A 24552-nucleotide genomic window follows, 5' to 3' on the forward strand; every position below is an offset into this window, starting at 1 on the left:
CTTCATCATCTACTTTTCAGTTTTTGTAAATTCTTCTCCACTTTCTGTTGCTGCATCTTCGCCTTCGTCATCGAGTATTTTACGTACGTTGTACATTTCGTACTGCGGTTCGTGTTTTCCTCTCTGGATGTCTAATGCGAAGTGACAAGAAACTTTATGGAAGCCTTCTGTTTCAGTGTCTTTCTGCTCCAATTCCGGTGAGTCCGTGCGGCAGAGGTCTGTCGCAAACGGGCATCTTGTATGGAATCGGCAGCCTGTTGGCGGATCGATTGGTGACGGAACGTCGCCGCGCAGGAAAATCCGCTCTGATTTTTTGCGCGGATCCGGTACAGGGATTGCTGATAATAATGCCTTCGTGTAAGGGTGCTGAGGGTTATTAAAGATTTCTTCTGTATCTCCGACCTCAACGATTTTACCTAAGTACATTACGATGATGCGGTCAGCGATATGACGGACAACACCAAGGTCATGTGAGATAAAGAGATAAGTTAAACCAAGCTCGCGCTGTAATCTCTTTAACAGGTTAAGTACCTGTGCCTGGATTGATACGTCCAGTGCAGATACTGCCTCATCACAGATGATAAGTTTAGGATTAACTGACAGAGCACGCGCAATACCGATACGCTGACGCTGTCCGCCCGAGAATTCGTGCGGGTAGCGGTCGATCTGGTGGCGCTGCAGTCCAACAGTTTCCATTAATTCAAGAATTCGTTCGTTACGCTCTCTGCGAGGGACAACTTTCTGAATATCCATCGCTTCCCATAATGTCTGTCTGACAGTTTTACGCGGGTTAAGCGATGCATATGGATCCTGGAAAATGATCTGCATATCTTTTCTCATCTTGCGCATTTCATCTTTGGACATTGCAAGAACGTCCTGTCCTTCGAATTCGACTTTACCGCCCGTAGGCTCGTCAAGACGGAGGATGGCACGGCCAGTAGTTGATTTACCACAGCCCGACTCACCAACGACTGCAACAGTTTCACCTTTATCGATAGAGAAAGTAATACCGTCGACAGCTTTAACGTGATTGACTGTACGTCCTAAGAAGCCCCCTTTAATCGGGAAGTGCTGCTCCAGGTTTTCAACATTTAATAAGTGATTACTTGGCATTTAACTGTACCTCCTTGTCTCCGTCCCACTGATCTGTATGAATCCAGCATCTGACTTCATTGCCGTTTCCAAGATCTTCAAGTTCAGGAAGCGTGTTGCATATATCCGAAGCGAAAGGGCAGCGGGGTGCAAAACGGCAGCCTGTAGGCATCTCGTTCGGTGCAGGTACATTACCTTTAATCGGAATAAGTTCATCTTGCGTTTTATCGTGACGCGGCAGTGAATTCAGCAGACCGACTGTATAAGGGTGTTTCGGGTTTTCAAATAATGTATAAACATCAGCATACTCAACGACTTTACCGGCATACATTACAGCAACATAATCACATGTCTCTGCAACAACACCAAGGTCGTGTGTAATCATTACAACACTCATGCCGATTTCTTCCTGAAGTTCTTTTATCAGTTCGAGAATCTGAGCCTGGATTGTTACGTCCAGTGCAGTTGTCGGCTCATCGGCGATTAGCAGCTCAGGCTTACAGGCCAGTGCCATCGCAATCATTACGCGCTGTCTCATACCGCCGGATAATTCAAACGGATACTGGTCAACGCGTTTTTCCGGTGAAGGAATACCAACAAGTTCAAGCATTTCAATCGCGCGCTGCGTTCCGGCTTTTTTACCGAGACCTTCGTGAATTTTATAAGATTCACGAAGCTGCTGTCCGATAGTGAATGTCGGGTTAAGAGACGTCATAGGCTCCTGGAAAATCATTGAGATTTCGTTACCGCGGATCTGGCGCATACGTGAGTTTTTAACTTTTGTTAAATCTTCACCTTTATATTTAATGCTCCCCCCGATAATTTCACCGGGCTGGTCAATTAGTCTTAATACTGAGAGGGCAGAAATACTTTTTCCTGAACCACTCTCTCCAACGATACCTAAAGTTTTACCTTTAGGAACCTGGAATGTCACTCCGTCGACAGCCTTTACTTCGTTGGAATCAACGAAGAAGGAAGTGCGGAGATCTTTTATATCGAGAATCATTTCTTCTGACATGATTTTCACTCCTTCTTAGTTTAAGTCCACCCGTTTGTTAAGCAGTCTGTACGTAATATCAACAACAAGGTTAACGATAACGAATACTACTGCAATAACAAGAATTGCACCCTGAACGACAGGGAAGTCACGCTGAAGGATTGAATCGATGATCAATCTTCCGAGACCGTTTATCGCGAATACACTTTCTGTTAATACAGAACCTGCAAGGAATGAACCAAATTGAATACCGATTACAGTAATTACAGGAATCATCGCGTTCTTAAGCGCGTGGCGTAAAATAACTGTACCTTCTTTAACACCTTTGGCACGTGCAGTTCTAATGTAATCCTGATCAATTACGTCGAGCATGCTGCTTCGTGTCATACGTGCGATTATGGCAGCACCGGCCGTACCGAGAGTAATAACCGGCAGGACGTTCTGTTCAAGGCTGCCCCAGCCCGTAGGTTTAAAGATCTGGAATTCAATTGCAAACCATTGGATTAACATCAGCCCAAGCCAGAAGTTTGGCATTGAGAGACCGAAAAGTGCAACAACCATCATTGCAACGTCTTCGAATGTATATCTTCTTACTGCAGAAATAATACCAGCTAACAGACCCCAGAATACACTGAAGATCATAGCCATTACAGATAACTCTAGAGTAATAGCGAAACGTGCGCTTATATGGTTAAAGACGGGAATGTTGTCACGGATAGATGAACCGAAGTCCAGCTGTGCCGCGTTCCCTAAGAACCTGAAATATTGCTCGTAAAGCGGGTCATTCAGCCCGAGTCTTGCTTCAATCGCTTTTACAGTCGCTTCCGGCGCACTTTCCCCGGCCATAATAACGGCAGGGTTACCTGGAGTGAGGTGCATCAGACTGAAAACGAGTACCGTAACTCCGAGGAGAACGGGAATAAGCTGAAACAATCTGCGAATTATAAATTTTGTCATGATATCCTCCTCCTATTTCTTGGCCTTCGGATCCAGCGCATCACGCAAGCCGTCCCCGAATAAGTTAAATGCGAGTACTACGATAACGATCATCATACCAGGGAAGAACGTAATGTGTGCTGCCTGATACATGTAGTTACGACCGTCGTTAAGCATAGCTCCCCACTCAGGAGTCGGCGGCTGTACACCTAAACCTAGGAAAGACAGACCCGCTGCTGATAAAATCGCTGTTGCGACAAATAAAGTTGTGTTAACGATAATCGGCGACATTATATTCGGCAGAATGTGCTGGAATATAATTTTTCCGTCGCGTGCACCCAATGCTCTGATAGCATCGATGTATTCAAGTTTGCGCGTAGTCAGCGTTGACCCGCGGACAATACGTGCGAACTGGGGCAGTGCTCCGATTGCGATGGCAACTGTTACGTTAAACGTGCTTCCGCCAAGTACACTTACGATTGCAAGAGCAAGTAAGATACCAGGGAATGCAAGAAGTACGTCCATTAAACGCATGATGACTGTATCAAGCCATCCGCCGTAGTAACCTGCCAAAAGACCGATCGGCACTCCTACTAATGCAGCCATAAATGTTGCTGCAAAACCCACACCCAATGTTATGTACATACCGTGAAGCACACGATAAAAGATATCGCGTCCCAGGTGATCCGTACCAAACCAGTACTGTGCCGAAGGACCCAGCAGCTTATCAGTAAGGTTGGTGGCGTTTGAATTCACGCCTAATATATTATAGTTTGCGTCCAGCGCGCCAAAGATTGAAACAAAAAATAAAAACACCAATACGTAGAGGCCGACGAGTGCTGCTTTGTTCTTTCGAAGCTTCTTATAGAAGTCTTTGAAATTGTCGAGTCTACGATTGGCAGGTTTTGTTGCTGGAACCTGACTTGGTTGTATATTTGACATACAACTTAACCCCCTCTTAATACTAAATATTGAGACTACTCAAAAAATAACAGACATATTCACTCATAATACATCGTTGTATAGACTATAACAAGAATGAAACGTATTAGTCTATACTTTTTACTGCCAATATTCACAAAACTCCACGTAATTGAAAGCGTTTCCTTATACGTATCAACGGTTCCGGGAAATTGTGAACTTTAAAATAGATGTTGCATCATTTCAATTCCTAGTGCTATAATCTGATTTACAATACATACGAGAAAACTATGAATTGATAGTATCACAATAACGGAGGTTGTAAATTGGCGAAAAAATATTTTACATATCTATTAATGGCGGCAATGGTCATTGTGCTTGCTGCCTGTACGGACGATTCCGAAGTGGATGTTGGGGATGGAGAAGGAAGCACAGAAGAAGCATCATCAGGCGGAGACCTGGTTGCTTCATATGCAACGGACGTATCGTCACTTGACCCGGCAGGACAGAACGACCTTCCGTCGGATCAGCGCAGAAATGTTATATATGAAGGACTTTTATATTTAAACGATGATCTGGAGCCGGAACCGCGTCTTGCGACTGATTTCGAGCAGACAGATGACACGACGTGGGTGTTCAATCTGCGAGAAGGTGTTGAATTTCACGACGGGACTGAATTTACGGCCGAAGCTGTAAAAGCGAATATCGAACGCATTGTCGATCCGGCAGTTGCATCATCACGTGCAAATATTTTCGAAATGATTGAAGAAGTAAATGTCATCGATGATTACACAGTTGAAATCGTAACTGAATATCCATTTGCACCGCTGCCGAAATATCTGGCACACGATGCAGGCGGCATGGTATCTAAAGCAATAATCGATGAAGATTATCAGAATGCCATTGATGAAGCGGAACTTAATATTACACTCGATGAGTTTTACGCAGAGCGTGAAGCAGGCGGGAAAGAATACGAAGAAACAGCAGACGCAGTCGGCCGTGCAACGGGAACTGTTGTTGAACAGAAACCCGTCGGTACAGGCTATATGAAATTCCAGTCCCGTTCACCAGGTGAAAACGTAGTTGTTGAACGTTTTGATAATTATTGGGATGAGCCTGCGAAACTCGACACGATTACATTTAAAGTCGTGACAGAAGATGCGTCACGCATCGCTGAACTGGAAAGCGGACAGTCGCACTTCATTCAGGGCTTCGACAACGGACAGTGGGAGCGCATTGAAGAACATCCGGAAATGGAAACTCATCCGGTATACAACCTTTCAAATGAATACGTCGGCATGAATACCCAAAAAGGACCGCTCGAAGATAAGAGAGTCCGCCAGGCAATCGGGCACATGGTCGACAAGGAAACGATAATGGAAGGCATTTACTACGGCGTCGGCCGCACGATGAAGGGCGCGCTGCAGGAAGAGCTTCTCGGATATAACGAAGACCTTGAAGATCTTGAATACGATCCGGAACGTGCCAAAGAGCTGCTTGAAGAAGCGGGTTACGGCGACGGCTTTGAAATGAATATTATGACGAACGACACACCTGAACGTGTCGACCTTGCGATATACCTGCAGGAAGAACTGAAGGAAGTCGGAATTAAATTAAACATTGAACAGCTTGAGTGGGGTGCTTACCTGGAAGCAGTCTCAAACGGCGAACATGATTTATTCATCTTAGGCTGGCCGAACCCGGTCGGCGACCCTGATCAGGGCATCTGGCCATTGTTCCATTCTTCGATGCAGGGCGCACCCGGCAACCGCTCATTTTTTGATAATGCAAAAGTCGATGAACTGCTCGAACAGGGACGGAGAGAATTAGATGAGGAAAAGCGTAAAGAAATATATCAGGAAATCGATAAAATACTCGTCGAAGAACAGCCGGCAGTATTTATCAGACAGTCACAGAGCGCAAACGCAGCACGCACAGAAGTGGAAGGATTATATATCAGTCACTTTAATAAACCGGATTTCAGAAATGTCACTATTAATGAGCAATAGGGTTTTATCATAAAAATTCAGTCTTAATCCAGGGGGATATTATAATATGAAGTATTTGAAACGTTTGACAATCGCTGCAATGACACTGGGACTTGCGGCATGTACGAGTGATGCAAATGTGGAAGTTGCAGATGAAGACGGGGAAACAAATACTTCAGGGGGAGATTTCATCGCATCATATGCGAGTGATACTTCATCGCTTGATCCGGCAGGGCAGAATGATCTGCCTTCCGATCAGCGAAGAGATGTATTATATGAAGGGTTATTTGATATAGACGAAAATATGGAGCCGGAAATGACACTTGCGTCGGACTTCAAGCAGGTCAATGACACGACGTGGCAATTCAATCTGAGAGATGATGTGAAGTTCCATGACGGCACAGATTTTAATGCGGAAGCTTTTAAAGCAAGCATCGAGCGTATCGTGGATCCGGCAGTTGCGTCATCACGTGCAAATATTTTTGAAATGATTTCTGAAATAAATGTCATCGATGATCATACTGTTGAAATTGTGACTGAATATCCATTCGCAGCGCTGCCGAACTATCTGGCGCACGATGCGGGCGGTATTGTCTCAAAAGCAGTCATCGATGAAGATTATCAGAACGCAATCGATAATTCAGGACTTGATATGACAGCAGAGGAATATTACGAGCTGCGTGCTGAGGGCGGCGAAGAGTTCGAGAAAACAGCGAATGCAATCGGCGGGGAAACCGGTGCAGTGATAGAACAGAAACCGGTCGGTACAGGATACATGAAGTTCCAGTCGAGAACACCGGGGGAATCAGTTGTGGTTGAACGTTTTGATGACTACTGGCAGGAGCCGGCTAAAATCGATACGCTGACATTTAAAGTGGTGACTGAATCAACAGCGCGTATCGCTGAACTTGAAACAGGACAGTCACACTTTATTTACGGTATTGAAAACTCTCAGTGGGACAGACTGGCAAGCAATCCGGAACTGCAGACTGAAGACGGCATTTACAATATTTCAAATGAGTACATCGGTATGAACACAGAAAAAGGTGCACTTAAAGATAAGAGAGTTCGTCAGGCAATTGCCTACATGGTCGACAAAGAAGCGATTATGGACGGCGTATACTATGGACAGGGCCGCACGATGAAAGGTGCACTGCAAAAAGAAGTTCTCGGGTATAACGAAGATCTCGTTGACCTTGGACATGACCCCGAACGTGCGAAAGAGTTAATGAAGGAAGCGGGCTACGAAGACGGACTCGACCTTAAAATTCTGACAAACGACGTACCGGAACGTATCGATATCGCAATATTGCTTCAGGAAGAGCTGAAGGAAATCGGGATTAACCTGCAGGTTGAACAGCTTGAGTGGGGGACTTACTTAGAGGCAATCTCAAACGGAGAGCAGGATTTATTTATTCTCGGCTGGCCCAACGCAGTAGGCGACCCGGATCAGGGCTTATGGCCGCTGTTCCACTCATCGATGAAAGGACAGGCGGGTAACCGTGCGTTTTACGATAATCCTGAAGTCGATAAACTGCTGGAAGCAGGACGCGAAGAATCCGATACAGAAAAACGTGCGGAGATTTATAAGCAGGTTGACGAAATACTCGTTGAAGAACAGCCGTCTATATTTATCAGACAGGCAGCAAGTGCTCATGCGGCACGTGCTGAAGTCGGTAATCTCGATACAGGACATCTGGCGAAACCCGATTACAGAACGGTGACTCTGGAAGAGCAGACGGGAGAATAGAATCAAACAGAAGCGGAACTGCTATTACAATAGTATGTTTTGCTTCTGTTTTTTATTTATAATTTCCCGGAGGAAAGAAAAAATAGCCTTTTCTTAATTTTGAGTATAAAATTTAGTCGTGAAAAAGTAAATCAGCTATACTTTAATAAAGCATAAAATAATTTTAAGAGGGAATTTCATAAGCAGATATTATAAAAAAGAAAAAGGAATCTCTTTGGGTTTCAAAGTAATATGAAAATTGCACGGCGGAGGTAGTAGTATGGATCAGTGGTATAAAATAGATAATACAGGGAAGATTTTTCATGCAGTATCGAATGCTTCGAACTCTGCGGTGTTCCGTGTATCGATGACGCTGCACGAAATGATTGATCCTAAAATTCTGCAGGAAGCGCTGGACACGGTCGCACTCCGGTTCCCGACGCTGACAGTAAGAGTACGAAAAGGACTGTTCTGGGATTTCCTCGAACAGAATGATCAGGTGCTGCTCGTTAAAGAGGAAACGGATTATCCATGTGCACCGATAGACAGAAAAGAAAACAATGCATTTTTAATCCGTGTACTGTACTTTAAAAAGCGTATTTCAGTCGAAGTATTCCATTCACTGACAGACGGCGGCGGGGCAACGGAGTTTTTAAAAACGTTAATCTACGAATACTTAACGCAAAAAGGCGAACCGGTTGAAGCAGACGGCACGTATATTATGCTGCCGGATGACACACCGAAACGCGAAGAAACAGAAGACAGCTTCGAAAAATATGCGACGTCACGAACAGTAAAAAATCCGGCTTCAAGTGATAAGAAAGCATATCAGCTGAAAGGCACGTCATTAAACCCGCCGGGTATTAATGTGATTCAGGGTATTGTTGATGCGAAAGCACTCAATACATATGCCAAATCACAGGGGACTTCACTGACTGGATTCATTACGAGTGTGCTGATTAATGTCATTCATATGGAAAAACGTCGTGTGAAATCCAAATCATCGCTGATCACTGTAGCGATGCCGGTGAGTCTCAGAAGACATTTTCCCTCTGTCTCAATCCGTAACTTTTTCTCGGTATCGAATATCGGTGTGAAGATGAACGATGATGTACCGCTTGAAGAAGTTATCGAGCATGTAACAGAGCAGCTGATTACAAAAACCGATAAGAACTTTCTGCAGGAAAGTATTAACCGGTTTGTCGCATTCCAGAGCCATCTCTGGCTTAGAATTGTTCCGGTGTTCATTAAATACCCGGTGATGCGCTTTGCCTTTAATCAGTTCGGTGAACGTGCCAAAACGATTACGGTATCAAATCTCGGTAACGTACAGCTGCCCGAATCGATGAGACCGTATGCGGACTCGATGGATGTCGTACTTTATCCGACGAATAAAAGTCCGATTAACTGCGGCACTGCAACAGTAAACGATAAATTAACCATTACATTTTCACGTTCAATAGAGGAAAATGAAATTATAAGAACATTTTTCAAAGAAATCACAAGACTGACAGGACTTGATGTGACAGTATCTTCAAATGGATGGGGGGAGTAGCGATGAAAAGATGCACGGAATGTGAAATCGTTACAGAGGAAAATACGTGTCCGCTGTGCCACAAAGTGCTGAGTGAAAACGGGAATGATGAAGACACCCGGGCATATCCTGTTTATGACCAGCAGGAATATAAAACCCGTGCACGCGTATCAAAACTCGCAATCATCGGCGGCATACTCGCAACGCTGATCTGCTTTACAATCAATTTAATTGTGATGCCGCACTTCCTGTGGGTGTTCTACGTGGCAGTCGCAATTTTTTATCTGCTCGTGTCGCTGAACCATACGATACTGTCAGCATCGCATCTCGGCGGTAAAATAACCGCACAGGTTATCAGTCTGACCATACTGCTGCTCGTTATCGACGGCATGTCAGGTTCGATGCAGTGGTCGGTCAATTACGTTGTGCCGTTTGTCATTATTGCAGGTATCATGCTGATTTCAATTATTATGCTGAAAGTCCGCATGAACTGGACAGGCTACATCAGCTTCCTGCTGCTGATGATAGGATTCGGATTTCTGCCGCTTATACTTTACTTATCAGGTGTCGCAGATGTACTGTGGCCAAGCGTATCCGCAGCATCATTCGGAGTCGCGACGTTTATCGTCATGCTGCTCGTAGCCAACCAGTCAGTGATGACCCAGCTCGGCAGACGATTTCATTTTTAATACAATAGAAGATAAAAGGGACGGATAAGATGAGAGCATTATTCAGAGGTGTGGCGGCGTTCACCGCAATATCCGGTGTCATTATGTATATCTACAGGGCACTGTTTGTAAATAAAAGAAGTATCGGCAGTGAACTCGCTGAAGATTTAATCAGAGTCGCAAACTTTGATATTGCTGAAGTTGACGATGAAATGCTTGATCATAATGCTGAAGAAAACCGTAAGGAGTATGAAATTCCAAGGAGCGTCGTGACATCGCATATTGAGAGTTATGAATCGGACGGCATGAAAGTATTTGTCGTGTCTCCTAAAACTGAGAGGCGGAAGCAGCGGGTACTGTATCTGCACGGCGGCGGTTATATACACCAGCCATCAGTCTTTCACTGGAGATTTATAAGCAAGCTCGTGAAAGAAACGGAAACGGAATTTATCGTGCCGATATATCCGAAAGCACCGGAACATACGTATGACGAAGCATACGAACCGGTTCAGGAATTATATAAACAGCTTGTCAGTGAAAATGACGACATCATTATAATGGGAGACTCGGCAGGCGGCGGGCTGACACTCGGACTGGTGCAGTGGCTGAAAAAAGAACAGCTGCCGATGCCGAAAGCACAAATTGTGATTTCACCCTGGCTTGATATTACGCTGGGCAATCCGGATATTGAAGCATACGAAACAGTAGAGCCGATGCTTAAACCGGATAACCTGAAAATAATCGGGAAAATCTGGTCAGGTGACGCAGATCCTGATTACTATAAAGTATCGCCGATGCTCGGAGATTTAAACGGCTTGCCGAAACTGTATTTAATTGTGGGAACCCGTGAAATTATACTTCCCGACGCACGTAAATACGTTCAGCTGCTTGAAACGGCTGGAGCAGACTACGAATATTACGAGTATGAGATGCAGAACCATGTATTTCCGCTGTATCCGATAAAAGAAGGCATTGAAGCGAGAAAACAGATTGGTGAAATACTGATCAGTTATGCTGAATAGGTATTGATATGAAGAAAGCAGAGCCGCGGCTCTGCTTTTTTGTTTATGGGGGTGTGGTTGGATTGGTTGGGGTACGACGGCGTTTCGCTGTCGTACTTTAAAGGGTGCTGGAATACGACGGTGTTTTGCTGTCGTACTTTAAAGGGTGCTGGAATACGACGGTGTTTCGCTGTCGTACTTTAAAGGGTGTTGGAATACAACGGCGTTTCGCTGTCGTACTTTAAAGGGTGCTGGGGTACGACGGGCATCCACCGTTGTCATTGTAAAACAACCATACTTCCTCAAGTTGTGACAATCCATCATCAATTATTAGAAAATTAAAAAAGTTAGCGTTTTCATAAATGGATAACTCTGTTATACTTCTAGTTAATTACATATGAAGGGGGTTTATCATGAAATTTAACAAGTATTTAGCGATGTTACTGGGTGCAACTTTAGTACTTTCGGCCTGTGGAGATGATTCGGGGGACGGGGATGCTGCGGATACAGAAGAAGCAGCAGGTGAAGAGAGTTCCGGGGATGGGGCTTCTCTTGAAACGAATATCGTTACGATTGCTACCGGCGGTTCTTCAGGGCCGTATAATATTATTGCAACAACGCTAGCAGAGGGTTACAGCAATGAGTTTGGCGTAAACTCAAGAACACAGACGACTGGTGCTTCTGCTGAGAACTTAAACTTAATGGCGGATGAAAAAGTTGAAATGTCATTTGTTATGAGTGATGCGTTAACGCAGGCTGTTAATGGTGAAGAGACGTTCTCAGAACCAATAGACAACATTCAACAGGTAGCCGCTCTTTATCCTAACTTTGTTCAGTTAATTTCAACTGACGGTGCGGGAGTGGACAGTGTTGAAGATCTTAAAGGTAAACGCGTAGCAGTTGGTGACCAGAACTCTGGTGTTGAAATCGCAACACGTGCAGTACTGGAAGCTCACGGTATAACTTACGATGATATTGAAGTCGACTACTTAGGTTACGCGGAAGCTTCTGAAGCAATGCGCGGTGGACAGCTTGATGCAGCGTTCTTAACGAGCGGACTGCCTAACGCATCTGTAATGGAACTTCAAAATTCAGTAGACCTCAAAATTGTTCCAATCGAACAGGAGGCTGTGGATGTGCTGAGTGAAGATGCGGATTACTTTGAAGCTATGGAAATTCCGGCAGATACTTACGGTAACGAAGAAGCGGTGCCGACTGTTGCGATTATGAACGCACTCGTTGTCCGTTCGGATATGAGTGAAGATGATGTTTATAACTTAACTAAGTACATGTTTGAAAACCTCGAACGTTTGGGCAACGCCCACCAGGCGGCGAACGATATCAATGTTGAAACAGCAGAAGACAGTGCAGTTATTGATATTCACCCTGGAGCTCAAAAGTATTACGATGAGCAGTAAATTAAAATGGATGATAATGGGGAGCATGTTCGTTGTGCTCCTTTTCATCTTTTTGTTACCGCAAAAAAAGATTGTAATTGACGCAGAAGCGGCGGGGGATTTTTATCTGCCTCCGGAAACTTTTGAAATTCACTGGATTCATTCCGTTGAAAAAGAAGAATGGTTCGAAGTTTACGATATTGGAGATGACAGTTTTATTTTAACAGAGTCGCATTTCAAAACGTTTGGGGCCGGTGTGCCAAGTGATTCGGATGAGCAGGTTGAAATGACGGATGACGGTTTCGTGAAGTACGTAATAAACGACCCGTATCCGGATATTTACCTGAATGTCTCTGAAAATGTCAAAACGAAAATTGTACAGGATGACGAAGAAGTTTTGCTGTATGAAATGTACGAACCGTACACTGCAGTCGAAATTACAGTAGAAAACGTACCTTTAATCAAACAAATTCTGGGGGGTTAACATGAACAAACAGACGGAACCGGCAGTTGCTCCTGATACTCAGGCCATTCAGGAGAAATACGATAAAGACTCACGAACGCGGAAATTCAGCAGTAAAGGCACTATTTGGACAGTCACAATTTTAGCAGTGCTGTACTCGCTATTCCATTTATACATGGTATTTAACCCGATGCCTGCATTGCAGCAGCGCTCGATTCACGTTGCAGTCGGACTTGCATTAGTTTATATGCTTTACCCGATGTTCAAAAAACAGGACCGGTCGAAGCTTCCGATTTTAGACTGGGTGCTCGCAGCAGCAAGTTTATTTACAGCCGGATACATATTAATTGAGTACCAGGCTATTGTAACTGAACGCGGAGGCGTTCCGAATACAGTCGATATTATTATGGCAATCGTCACGGTGCTGTTAATTCTTGAAGCGGCACGCCGCGTCACAGGATGGATACTGCCGATACTGGCACTGATATTCCTGGCTTATCCGTTCTTCAGTCATATGGACTTCTTACCGAACATGATGATGACGCGCCCGTTTGATCTTGGGGATATATTCGGGCAGCTTTACTTAAAAACTGAAGGTCTGTATTCCACAGCCATCGGTGCATCTGTAAACTTTATCTTCCTGTTCATTCTGTTCGGTGCCTTCCTGCAAAAGTCAGGTATGGGTCAGTTCTTTAATGATCTTGCTCTGGCACTGGCAGGGGCACAGCGCGGGGGACCGGCGAAAGTTGCCGTTGTTTCCAGCGGGTTTATGGGAAGTATTAACGGTGCAGCCGTTGCGAACGTAGTAAGTACCGGTGCATTTACGATACCGCTGATGAAAAAAGTCGGGTATCACAGAAACTTCGCCGGTGCTGTTGAAGCCAGTGCTTCGGTCGGCGGACAGATACTGCCGCCGATCATGGGTGCGAGTGCATTCATCATGGCTGAGACGACAGGGATCAACTACGGAACAATTGCACTTGCGGCGATGTTCCCGGCACTTTTATATTACTTCGCGGTAATCATGCAGGTGCACTACAGAGCAGGTAAAAAGAATCTGCTCGGAATTCCGAAAGCAGATTTACCGAGAATTAAAGAAGTAATGAAAGAACGCGGACATTTGCTGATTCCTCTTGTCGGTTTAATCGTGATGTTATTCATGAACATGCCGATTCCGAGAGCAGCGATTTTCACGATCTTCCTGACAATTATCGTCGCAACATTAAGGAAAACTACCCGCATGTCATTCAGGGATATCTTTGACGGTCTTGCACTTGGTGCACAGCAGGCACTATCAGTAATGATTGCCTGTGCGGTTGTCGGAATTATTATCGGAGTCGTTTCATTAACAAGTTTCGGTGCAATCATGACATCAGCAATCGCGGGTTTAGGTGCAGGTTCACTGTTCCTGACACTATTCTTTACAATGATTGCGTCAATGGTACTTGGAATGGGTCTGCCGTCAATTCCGGCATACATCATTACAGCAACAATGGCGGCACCGGCACTTGCAGAATTCGGTGTTCCGATTCTGTTAGCGCACATGTTTGTATTCTACTTTGGTATCTTCGCAAACGTTACACCGCCGGTTGCCCTTGCGGCATTCGCCGGAGCGGGAATCGCGGACGGGGATCCAATGAAGACCGGATTCCAGGCATTGAGATTGTCACTCGCAGGATTCCTGATACCGTTTATCTTTATTTACGAACCGGCCATGCTGCTGGTTGATATCGACGGTCTGATGACGAACGCACGTGAATACCCGCTCGCCAGCTTTATGGATGTAGCCATAGTCGTCGCCAGCACCACCATTGGGCTGATCGCACTGGCCGCGGGACTTGAAGGATTCTTCAAGACTCACGTTAATCCGCTGTTCCGGATACTGCTGGTTATCTCGGCACTGTTGCTTGTCGTTCCTGAAGGCTACACCGATATTATCGGACTGGGCATGGCAATCGCAATCTTCGCAGTCAACTATGCGAAATGGAAAAAAGAAACACCTGCAGCACTGCACTAATTTAAATTAGGTTGATAAAGACCTGTAAGCCCCTGAAACCGGATTTGGAGTCTGGATTCAGGGGTATATTTTTGGGTATGGGGGGTTAGGTGGTGTATTTTAAAAGCTTTTCTGATTCAGAATAAGCCGGTTCACAACAGGGACCCGCCGTTGTCATTCCAGCACATCCAATACACAACAGAAATGAATTACATCCTTAAAAACACCAAAACCCCACCCTAATCACCACCAAAATAGTAAGCGTATACAATAATTAGAGTTTTCAGAAATAACAGTTGTATAATTTCAATTTCTAGTGTAAAATTCTGAATATTATAAGAAGTTATTTTATAGCTTCTGGGAATTGGGGGGAATTAAATGAAAAAGTTTAGTTTTATCGCATTGCTCGGTGTATTAATACTTATTCTCGCAGCATGTACTGATGACAGTAATGTGGAAGAGGAAGCAACTGAAGGTGAGGAGGCTGCTGCTGCTGAAGGCGGTACTCTGACTCTGGCAATACCTAGTGATGCTGTATCGATGGATCCGCACGGCAGTAACGATGTGCCGTCTGAACAAGTCCGCGATACAATTTATGAGCCGCTGTTAACACAGGATGAGAATTTTGAAATCGTTCCTGTCTTAGCTGAAGAGTATGAACAGATTGACGAGACAACATGGGAGTTCAAACTCCGTGAGGGTGTGACTTTCCATGATGGCAGTGAATTCAATGCAGAGGTTGTTAAATCGAATATCGAACGTGTTAAGGATGTAGCTAAAGCATCACCGCGTTCATTCCTATTGGACATGGTAACTGAGGTTAACATTATCGATGACTACACTGTGGAACTTGTAACTGAGTATCCTTTCGCACCACTTACGAACAACTTAACGCATGGTGCCGGTAAAATGATCAGTAAAGATTTAATCGATGCTGATTACCAGCAGGCACTTGACGAAGCAGGCAGCGATTTATCGCTTGAAGAGTATTATGAACTGCGCGATGCAGGCGGCGATGAGCACGAAGCTGTAGCGAATGAGATCAGTGCATATGTCGGACAGCTTGTTGAAACCGAGCCTGTTGGAACGAACTATTTCAAGTTTGATTCAAGAAGCCCCGGTGAACAGACTTCTGTAGTACGCAACGACGATTACTGGGGAGATACTTCGAAACTTGACGGTGTAACGTTCAAAGTAGTATCAGAGCCGGGTTCTCGTATTGCAGAACTTGAGTCAGGTTCATCAGATGCAATTCTTGCAACACTTTCAAGTAACATTGAACGTGTAGACAGCAACGAGGACGTAACACTGTTACGTAATGAATCAGTATCAATCGACTACATCGGTTTCAATACTGAAAAAGAACCATTTAACGATCCGAAAGTACGTCAGGCAATCACTCACGCGTTTGACAGTGAAGCTGTACTTGACGGAGTTTACAACGGATCAGGGACACCGGCGGAAGCGCCGCTTGCTCCGGGAGTACTTGGTTACTCGGAAGACCTTGAAGGACTGGACTACGATATGGAACGCGCACAGGAACTTCTTGATGAAGCAGGCGTTGAAGACTTAACGATTAATTTAATGGTTAACGATGACAACCCTGAACGTGTAGACGTTGCCTTATGGTTACAGGAATCATTAAGCACACTTGGAATTAAAGTGAACGTTGAACAAGTTGAGTGGGGTGCGTACCTTGCAGCAACTGGTGAAGGTGAACACGACATGTACATCCTTGGCTGGAGCAACTCAACAGGTGACCCGGATAACGGAATTGCACCATTATTCCACAGCGATAACATCGGTCCGGACGGTAACCGTTCATTCTACAGCAACCCTGAACTGGACAGCATTTTAGACGAAGCCCGTCAGTCAACTGAAGAAAGCGAACGCGAACAGCTATACATGGACGCTCAGCAAATCTTAGTAGACGACGCACCGGCAATCTTTATCCGCCACGGTGAAAACTTAAATGCTCATGGCAATCACGTTGAAGGATTCGAAGGCGATGCATACAACATCTTCGACTTCAGAGGAACTTCAATGCAGTAACAGAATATTAAACACGATAAACATCCCGTAAATCTTAGCAATAAGATTTACGGTTTTTTTGTTTGCTATCCCCCGTCCAAGTCACGAGGCCCTTCGACATCCCGCATTGTAAAAAAATGCAATTTTTATCATATACAGAAATATCTTTCCGGCAACAGGGTATTAGTGATATAAAACTAAATAAAAAATCCGGAGGTTTTGTTCATGAAGAGGTTCGGTTTTATTTCACTGACAGTATTTTTACTGTTCATTCTCGCAGCGTGTTCGGATGACAGCAATGTTGATAAAGAGGCAGAGAGCAGCGATTCAGGTAATTCACAACAGGGCGGCAATATGACGATTGCAATCCCATCGGACATTGTATCCCTTGATCCGCATGGCAGCAACGATGATCCATCAGAACAGATTCGCGATACAATTTACGAACCGCTCGTTACTCATGATGAGGATTTAAATCTCGTACCGGCTCTTGCTGAGGAATATGAGCAGGTCGATGAGACAACGTGGCGTTTTAAATTGCGTAAGGAGTTAAGTTTCATGACGGCAGTGATTTTAATGCCGACGTAGTTAAAGCGAATATCGAACGTATTCAGGATCCGGCAAGGGCTTCTGCCCGTGCATCGTATTTTGATATGGTCAGCGAAATAAACATCATCGACGATTATAATATTGAACTCGTTACTGAATATCCATATGCACCGCTCTTAAACAACCTATCGCACGGCGCAGGCAAGATGATCAGTAAAGATCTGATTGACGCGGATTATACAAATGCGCTTGAACAGGCGGAAAGTGATTTATCGCTTGAAGAATACTACGAACTCCGTACGGCCGGCGGCGAAGAACACGAGGCCGCAGTTGAAGACATCAGTCAGTATGTTGGTGAGAAAGTTGAAACCGGTCCTGTAGGAACAAACTATTTCAAATTTGAGTCGAGAAATCCGGGTGAGGAAACAGTTGTCTCACGAAATGATGACTACTGGAATACTCCGGCACTGCTCGATGACATCACATTTAAAGTCGTAACGGAACCGGCAACGCGTATCGCAGAACTTGAGTCAGGTTCATCAGATGCAATTATTTCCACATTAACGAGCAACACCGACCGTGTGGAACAGACAGACGGCATGACATTAATGCGGAGTGATGCGGTAAACGTCGACTACATCGGTTTCAATACGAGCAAAGCACCGTTTGATAATCCGAAAATCCGTCAGGCAATATCTCATGCTTTCGACAGCGAAGCTGTACTGGACGGCGTCTATAATGGTTCAGGTATGCCGGCTGACGGCCCGCTGGCCCCGGCACTGCTCGGTTATTCCGAAGAACTCGAAGGACGGGAATATGATATGGCGCGTGCAGAAGAACTGCTCGATGAAGCAGATGCGGAAGATTTAACGATAAACCTCATGGTGAACGATGATAATCCGGAACGTCTGGACGTTGCACTGTGGCTGCAGGAATCATTAAATGAAATCGGTGTTACATTAAATGTGGAGCAGGTCGAGTGGGGTGCGTATCTCGATGCGACCGGCAATGCAGAACACGATATGTTTATTCTCGGCTGGGGTAATACAACCGGAGATCCGGATGAAACGATAACATCGCTGTATCATACGGATAATGCCGGAAACAACGGAAACCGTGCGTTTTACAGCAATCCGGAACTCGATGAGATTTTAGATAATGCACGTCAGGAAACTGATGAAGCAGCGCGGGAACAAATGTACATTGAAGCACAGGAAATCATCATAGAAGAAGCACCATCTATTTTTATCCGCCACGGAGAATATTTAAATGCACATAACGGCAATGTCCATGAATTTAAAGCTGACGGCTTCAATATGCTTGATTTCAGTGAAACTTATATCGACGAAGAATAAGTATAAAATTTCATTATGCAGCTGTGATATTTTGAAATGTCACAGCTGTATTATTTTAACTGTATCAATTATGCACACACTCATAAATATTATTGAAAGCGCTTTATTTTAAATAAAAGTAATGATATAGTGATAGGGAGTTGGAATTTGATGAATTAACAGCAAATGATTATAGTGTTAATATTTTCAAAATTCAACCTTGTAAGAAAAAATGTTTTACGGTAGTATTGTAAGAGTGAAATTTTAGGATTCTAAATAGTCTTAAAATTTAAAATTATTTTAGGGGGAAATACATAATGAAAAGTCTTAAACAACTGCTGACTTTAAGTTTAGTGCTGATGTTCACATTAGTACTGGCAGCTTGTACAAGCGACAGCGACGTTGATCCTGAAGCGGAAGACGGTGCTGCAGAAGGTACACCGGCCAGCGGCCAGGACCTTGTTATCTCTGAAATGAGTGACATCGTATCAATGGACCCGCACGGAAATAACGACGTACCATCATCAAACGTTCGTTACAACTTATACAATGGACTCACTGTCCTGAATGAAGATATGGAAGTGGAACCTGCTCTTGCGACAGAATGGGAACCTGTGGATGACACAACATGGAGCTTCACTCTGCGTGACGATGTTACATTCCACGACGGCACACCTTTCAACGCTGAAGCTGTTGTTGCAAACTTAGACCGCGTGCTTGACCCGGCTATGGCATCACCTCGTATGTTCTTATACGAAATGATCACAGATGTAGAAGCGGTAGATGAGTACACGGTTGAAATTACGACTGAATATCCGTTCGCACCATTACTTGCACACCTTGCACACGATGGGGGCGGCATGATCAGTAAAGATGTTATCGATGCTGACTATCAGCAGGCACTTGATAATGCAGGCGAAGATATGACTGCAGAAGAATACTACGAATTACGCGACAGCGGTGACGCTGAAGAAGTACAGGATGCTATTTCATCTGACCTTGGTCAGTATGTAACTGGTAATCCGGTTGGAACGGGCGCATTCAAGTTACAGGAACGCACGCCTGGTGAACAGGTTGTACTTGAGCGCAACGACGACTACTTCGGTGAAGTCGCAACTCTTGATACAGTAACTTTCAAAGTTATTCCGGAAACAGCAGCACGTATCGCTGAAATCGAACAAGGATCTTCACACGTTGCAGGTGCTGTAGAATCAAGTAACGCTGAGCGTGTAGCTGAAGGTGCAGATACTGAACTTGACGAAACTGAGTCAATGTCACTTTCTTATATCGGTTACAACACTGAAAAAGAACCATTAAACGATCCAAAAGTACGCCAGGCAATTTCTTACGCGATCGACCGTGAAGAAATTATCAACGGTGTTTACGACGGCGTAGGTATTCCGGCTAACGGACCGCTTGCTCCAGGCGTATTCGGTTACGATGAAAACGTTGAAGGTATCAGCTATGACCTTGACCGTGCGAAAGAATTAATGGCAGAAGCAGGATACGAAGACGGTTTCGATGTGTCAATTCTGACTAACGACAGTCCGGAACGTGTTAACACTGCAATCTACTTGCAGGAATCACTTAAAGATATCGGTATTAACCTGGAAGTTCAGCAGATGGAGTGGGGTGCGTATCTGGAAGAAACAGCAGCCGGCAACCACGACATGTTCATCCTGGGCTGGTCAACTGTAACAGGTGACGCGGACTACGGCACTTACCCGCTATTCCACTCATCTATGCATGGTGACCCGGGTAACCGTTCATTCCTGACAGACGATAAAGTAGACGAATTACTTGAAGCAGGACGTCGTGAAACAGACGAAGAAAAACGTCTGGAAATCTACTCGGAACTTCAGGAACAGCTGGTTGAAGCTGCGCCAATGGCGTACATTCACCACCAAAACTACCTGACAGGCCTAAACAGTAATGTTAAAGGTTTCTGGGTTGATGCACAGGGTATTTATCATGTGGATCAGGTAACAATTGAAGAATAGTAAAATATAGAAGAGCCCGGCAGATTTTTGCCGGGTTCTTTTCTATAAAATTTAAAAACAGGCATATGAATGGTATAATATTGGGTAAGATAAAATATAGGTGGATATAATGAAAAAACTGATGATGCTAATACTTGTACTGGGACTTGCAGCGTGCAGCAATGAAGCAACCCAGGCGGAAAAAGATCTTGAAAATATCAACAAGGAAATCACTGAGCTGGAAGAAAATATTAATAACATGCAGGGTGACAATGAAGAACTCCAGCAAAAAGTAGATGCCAAAGAGTCGGAACTGGAAGAACTTGAGAAGGAATTCGAAGAAAACCAGCAGCCTGAAAAAGAGGTTTCTGCTGACGGATCAGCAGAAACCGAAGAAGATAAAGAAACTAAAGAGTAAAGGAGTTTTAGCAATGCATGAAGAGAAATTTTATTTAATAGAAGGTAAGAAAATGAAGCTCACAGAACTGGCAAATGAAATTGAGTCGGCAACCGGCGGGGAACTGGAAGATATCCGCGGTTCAATTAATCGTGTAGTTGTTAAGAAGCCGGCGCCGGAACAGGGCTTTGAAGCATTTACTATTACGTTTAAAATGAAACATACAGTAGATCTCATCGATGCAGTTGTGACGACTGACAACAAGAAAAAACACCTTTCTGACTACGACTTTGAGAACAATGAGTTCACCGTGCGTTTAATCAGCTACATCCGCCGTGATGTACCAATGAAAAATGAATCAGAACTTTAATAGATAGGCCTGAGGTAAAATGAAGTATATTAAGACAAAACGTCTAATTTTACGCGACTGGCAGGAAAGTGATTTAAAAACATTTATCAGGATGAATCAGGATCCGGATGTCAGACGCTATTTCCCATCTCTCCAGACACCTGAAGAATCTGTCGAATACGCACGCACAGCTCAAAAGTGTATTGTCGACAGAGGCTTCGGTCTGTTTGCTGTGGAACGGAAAGATACGAAAGAATTTATCGGTTTTACGGGAATCCATGTGCTGGAAGCAGACGACACACTGGACTTTGATTTTCTACCTGCCATTGAAATCGGATGGCGGCTTCAGAAGAAACACTGGAACCAGGGATTCGCAACGGAAGCCGCCCGTGCTGTGCTGAAGTTCGTTGAACGCCAGACGGATATTAAAGAAGTATATGCTTATACTTCGGTACGCAATATTCCATCGATAAATATAATGGAGAAAATTGGCATGGAGCCCGTAAAAACGTTTGACCATCCGGGAATTATGGACGGCCATTCTTTAAAACGGCACGTGCTGTTTAAAAAATCCACACAAAAAAAGCGCAGATTCAAGTTGTAACTTTGAATCCACGCTCTTTTTTTACTGTTTATTTTAAATCTTCATAAGTTCTCACTTTAACAGGGACGTATGTTTCAAACCCTGCGAGAATATCATTCAGGTTATCGTAAATGAACAGCATATCGAGATAGCGTTCTTCTAAAAAACCTTCTTCAATTGACTTGTAAATAACCGTTTTTAACGCATCGAAATAACCGTCGACATTTAATATGCCGATAGGTTTTTCATGAAGACCGAGCTGACCCCACGTGAATACTTCAAAGAATTCTTCAAGCGTGCCGGCACCCCCGGGCATCATAATAATTGCGTCACCTTCAGCTTCCAGTTCAAGCTTGCGCTGGTGCATTGACTGCACGATACGCATATCCTCCACACCGGGATGGGCAACTTCACGGTCGACGAGAAACTGCGGGATAACCCCTGTAACGTGGCCGTCTTCAGAAAGCGCACCGTTCGCGACTGCGCCCATAAGGCCGGTCGCGCCGCCGCCGTAAACGACAGTCAGGTTCTTTTTCGCAGCATCTGCACCGAGCTTATATGCAGCTTTTTCATAATTTTCGTTTTTGCCGGTTTTCGCACCGCAAAATACAGTAATTTTTTTAACGTTCATAAAGTTATGCTCCTATGATGTTAAACTTATTTATTAAACATTAACGCTTCGTAGTTTTTAATTGACTGGTCTTTAACATACGCACTGCCGTCAGTAACTTTGCGTGTAAGTTTGTTAGAGTGCTCCAGATTCATACGGCGGTGCTGGTTGAACAAGCTGTTGCTGTTGCGCAGTTCTTCTTTTTCTTTTTTCTTCTCTGCAATGTACTTGTCACGTGCAGCACTGCGTGGATCTAAGATGTTTTTGTGCTGTTCGCGAAGTGGTAAAGTCCCGTCAGGCTGTTCGTTGGAGTTTCTTGTGAATTCTGTATCCTTGAGAACTTTTTCTTCATTAACTTCCTGGATGTTAGTCATTTTCTCACTGCTTTCATTAATTTGAATTTCGTTACCTTTATATGGTACCAGTTCGTTCTGAACTTTGTCATCTTCTAACCTATCTTCAGGCTCTTCTTCAATATCTTCGAACATGTACATTTCACCGTAATCCGGCTCCCGGTTGTCAGGCTCCGTTAATTTATCAGTGTTAATATCAGGTATGACTTCGTTCGAATCCATTACTTCGTCTGACACTGTCATGCCGTCCTGAATATCTTCAGCAGATTTTTCGCTGTGTGACTGGAAGATTTTAGGCACGAATGAACGGCCTTTTTCTTCGTTATCCGCATTACGCTTCGCTTTATGAGCTGCTTTATCTTTTTCAAAACGTTTTTCTAAAGTTTCTTCTTTGTTAAGGCTCTTTTGATAACTCTTCGCTTCCTTGTTGTAGCTGCGTTCTTCAAGCGTATGACTCACTTTACTGCTGATATTCTGTGCAGTGTTTCTGGTTGTTTCATATGCTGTTGATGCAGCACCTGCTGTACTGTCCTTAACGCGTGTGTAAACAGAGCCCGATACTGCACCGAGCTTCTGCATGTCCGGATGTTTCGTTATCTTTTTACGTTCATTAAATAATGGAACTGCAATTAATGGTATTATTGTTGCCAACATTTTTAAGTTTTTATTCACTGGGACTGACCTCCATATAAAATAGCTGTTTAGATTAATTATACAATACCCCCGGGGATAAAGAATTAAACGGATACCGAGGTTTAAATAATTTCAATTAATGGTATGAATATAAAGAATAGACGAGGAGGATTCGACATGTCAAATATAAATGAAACGATGAAATTAAAAGATATTTTATTTAAAGTCCCTGCTGCGGCGGGCATATTCCGCGAAATTGATATCGACTTTGTGAATCACGGAGAGCAGACGTTGAAAGAAGCACATGAAGAAGTCAACTTTGATCTGGTCAATATTGTTTATGAAGTCAACGAACTTGGCAAAGAACGGATTGAAGGTATCGATGTGTCCTATATGGACCAGATCAGCATCATTAAATATATCGAACGTAAATACTACGAAGACTTGCTGGATGAGCTGCCTGTCTTAAACGACTATGTAGAAAAACTTGGCAGTAAATACAAGAAAGAAGATGCGGAATACGATAAAGTAGCCGAACTTTTCTATAATATTTACCGGGAAATGACGGTTCATATCGAAACAGAACAGTCGGATGTTTATCCGCTCCTTTTAACGTATTATGAACATGACAGCCAGGTAGCTTTCGAAGCATTGAAACCGCACATTACAAGACTGCTGGATGAACACAAAAACATTGTCAACTGGTTCAAGCAGATCCGTTCGCTGACAAACGGCTACACGCCGGTCGACAGCAACGAACCATTAAACGTCTTTGTAATGAAGAAACTGGAAGAAAACGAAGAAAACATTATGACCCTGCTGCACTTGGAAAACAATCTGTTGTTCACTCCATTTAGATAGGCTGGAGATGTGAAAATTTGAAAACCCGCTGGAATGAGCGGGTTTTTTGTTGTTTATGGGTGGTGCCGGGTCATTGTGATTTTGACAAGTACCCGGGGAAGGAGCTGCGGGGTCATTGTGATTTCGACAAGTACCCGGGAAAGGGGGTGCC

Annotated in this window: 22 protein-coding genes; 16 read left to right on the forward strand and 6 right to left on the reverse strand. The window is 44.1% G+C overall.

From position 1 onward, the window contains the following. Window positions 1-9: 9 nt before the first annotated feature. Genes HNR41_RS00365 through HNR41_RS00380 form a run of 4 tightly spaced genes read right to left on the reverse strand, consistent with a single transcriptional unit; the run spans window position 10 to window position 3967 of the window. On the reverse strand, window positions 10-1113 hold the full coding sequence (locus HNR41_RS00365; RefSeq protein ID WP_184280652.1) for an ABC transporter ATP-binding protein: 1104 nt from the start codon (window positions 1111-1113) through the stop codon (window positions 10-12). Continuing rightward, window positions 1103-2110 (reverse strand): ABC transporter ATP-binding protein, encoded by a 1008-nt coding sequence (locus HNR41_RS00370; protein ID WP_184280653.1) that lies wholly within the window; start codon window positions 2108-2110, stop codon window positions 1103-1105. The genes HNR41_RS00365 and HNR41_RS00370 overlap by 11 nt, the downstream gene beginning before the upstream one ends. A 15-nt stretch (window positions 2111-2125) precedes the next feature. Next, entirely contained in the window at window positions 2126-3046 is a 921-nt protein-coding gene (locus HNR41_RS00375; RefSeq protein WP_184280654.1) for an ABC transporter permease, read from the reverse strand. 12 nt (window positions 3047-3058) lie between these two features. After that, on the reverse strand, window positions 3059-3967 hold the full coding sequence (locus tag HNR41_RS00380) for an ABC transporter permease (protein WP_184280655.1): 909 nt from the start codon (window positions 3965-3967) through the stop codon (window positions 3059-3061). A gap of 305 nt (window positions 3968-4272) precedes the next feature. Between HNR41_RS00380 and HNR41_RS00385 the strand changes: the two genes are divergently transcribed. From HNR41_RS00385 to HNR41_RS00450, 15 genes are all read left to right on the forward strand, one after another. Next, window positions 4273-5955, forward strand: a complete 1683-nt coding sequence (locus tag HNR41_RS00385; protein WP_229714941.1) for a glutathione ABC transporter substrate-binding protein — start codon at window positions 4273-4275, stop codon at window positions 5953-5955. A gap of 46 nt (window positions 5956-6001) precedes the next feature. Further along, window positions 6002-7684, forward strand: coding sequence for an ABC transporter substrate-binding protein (locus tag HNR41_RS00390; RefSeq protein ID WP_184280656.1), 1683 nt, complete (start codon window positions 6002-6004; stop codon window positions 7682-7684). Window positions 7685-7943: 259 nt separating this feature from the next. Then, entirely contained in the window at window positions 7944-9218 is a 1275-nt protein-coding gene (locus HNR41_RS00395; RefSeq protein ID WP_184280657.1) for an alcohol acetyltransferase, read from the forward strand. A gap of 2 nt (window positions 9219-9220) precedes the next feature. Further along, complete coding sequence (locus HNR41_RS00400) at window positions 9221-9886, forward strand: DUF6320 domain-containing protein (protein ID WP_184280658.1); 666 nt, start codon at window positions 9221-9223, stop codon at window positions 9884-9886. Window positions 9887-9915: 29 nt separating this feature from the next. Further along, complete coding sequence (locus tag HNR41_RS00405; RefSeq protein ID WP_184280659.1) at window positions 9916-10887, forward strand: alpha/beta hydrolase; 972 nt, start codon at window positions 9916-9918, stop codon at window positions 10885-10887. 392 nt (window positions 10888-11279) lie between these two features. Beyond that, the gene (locus tag HNR41_RS00410) at window positions 11280-12284 is read left to right on the forward strand and encodes a TAXI family TRAP transporter solute-binding subunit (RefSeq protein WP_184280660.1); all 1005 of its coding nucleotides are present in this window, start codon (window positions 11280-11282) and stop codon (window positions 12282-12284) included. Next, window positions 12274-12747 carry a DUF1850 domain-containing protein gene (locus HNR41_RS00415; RefSeq protein ID WP_184280662.1) on the forward strand — a complete coding sequence of 158 codons (474 nt, stop codon included), beginning with the start codon at window positions 12274-12276 and terminating at the stop codon, window positions 12745-12747. Before HNR41_RS00410 ends, HNR41_RS00415 begins: the two co-directional genes overlap by 11 nt. Window position 12748: 1 nt before the next feature. Beyond that, window positions 12749-14743, forward strand: coding sequence for a TRAP transporter permease (locus tag HNR41_RS00420; RefSeq protein WP_184280663.1), 1995 nt, complete (start codon window positions 12749-12751; stop codon window positions 14741-14743). Window positions 14744-15100: 357 nt separating this feature from the next. Continuing rightward, the gene (locus HNR41_RS00425; RefSeq protein WP_184280664.1) at window positions 15101-16774 is read left to right on the forward strand and encodes a glutathione ABC transporter substrate-binding protein; all 1674 of its coding nucleotides are present in this window, start codon (window positions 15101-15103) and stop codon (window positions 16772-16774) included. A 204-nt stretch (window positions 16775-16978) separates the two neighbouring features. Next, window positions 16979-17341 (forward strand): hypothetical protein, encoded by a 363-nt coding sequence (locus HNR41_RS11325; protein ID WP_229714940.1) that lies wholly within the window; start codon window positions 16979-16981, stop codon window positions 17339-17341. Window positions 17342-17352: 11 nt separating this feature from the next. Beyond that, window positions 17353-18657 carry an ABC transporter substrate-binding protein gene (locus HNR41_RS00430; RefSeq protein ID WP_308807846.1) on the forward strand — a complete coding sequence of 435 codons (1305 nt, stop codon included), beginning with the start codon at window positions 17353-17355 and terminating at the stop codon, window positions 18655-18657. A 296-nt stretch (window positions 18658-18953) separates the two neighbouring features. Continuing rightward, window positions 18954-20636, forward strand: a complete 1683-nt coding sequence (locus HNR41_RS00435) for a glutathione ABC transporter substrate-binding protein (RefSeq protein ID WP_184280666.1) — start codon at window positions 18954-18956, stop codon at window positions 20634-20636. Between the two features lie 109 nt (window positions 20637-20745). Next, entirely contained in the window at window positions 20746-21033 is a 288-nt protein-coding gene (locus HNR41_RS00440; protein ID WP_184280667.1) for a hypothetical protein, read from the forward strand. A 13-nt stretch (window positions 21034-21046) separates the two neighbouring features. Then, window positions 21047-21382, forward strand: coding sequence for a hypothetical protein (locus tag HNR41_RS00445; protein WP_184280669.1), 336 nt, complete (start codon window positions 21047-21049; stop codon window positions 21380-21382). Window positions 21383-21401: 19 nt separating this feature from the next. After that, the gene (locus HNR41_RS00450) at window positions 21402-21965 is read left to right on the forward strand and encodes a GNAT family N-acetyltransferase (RefSeq protein WP_184280671.1); all 564 of its coding nucleotides are present in this window, start codon (window positions 21402-21404) and stop codon (window positions 21963-21965) included. 28 nt (window positions 21966-21993) lie between these two features. Here the strand turns inward: HNR41_RS00450 and HNR41_RS00455 are convergent, their stop codons facing one another. Together HNR41_RS00455 and HNR41_RS00460 are read right to left on the reverse strand one after the other, a co-directional pair. Continuing rightward, window positions 21994-22575 carry an LOG family protein gene (locus tag HNR41_RS00455; RefSeq protein WP_184280672.1) on the reverse strand — a complete coding sequence of 194 codons (582 nt, stop codon included), beginning with the start codon at window positions 22573-22575 and terminating at the stop codon, window positions 21994-21996. Window positions 22576-22601: 26 nt separating this feature from the next. After that, window positions 22602-23579 (reverse strand): hypothetical protein, encoded by a 978-nt coding sequence (locus HNR41_RS00460; protein ID WP_184280674.1) that lies wholly within the window; start codon window positions 23577-23579, stop codon window positions 22602-22604. Between the two features lie 138 nt (window positions 23580-23717). On the opposite strand from HNR41_RS00460, the gene HNR41_RS00465 reads away from it, so the two are divergent. Then, window positions 23718-24401, forward strand: coding sequence for a hemerythrin domain-containing protein (locus tag HNR41_RS00465; RefSeq protein WP_184280677.1), 684 nt, complete (start codon window positions 23718-23720; stop codon window positions 24399-24401). The last annotated feature ends 151 nt before the right edge of the window (window positions 24402-24552 follow it).

Source organism: Jeotgalicoccus coquinae, from assembly GCF_014207425.1.
In the GTDB taxonomy this organism is placed as follows: Bacteria; Bacillota; Bacilli; order Staphylococcales; family Salinicoccaceae; genus Jeotgalicoccus; species Jeotgalicoccus coquinae.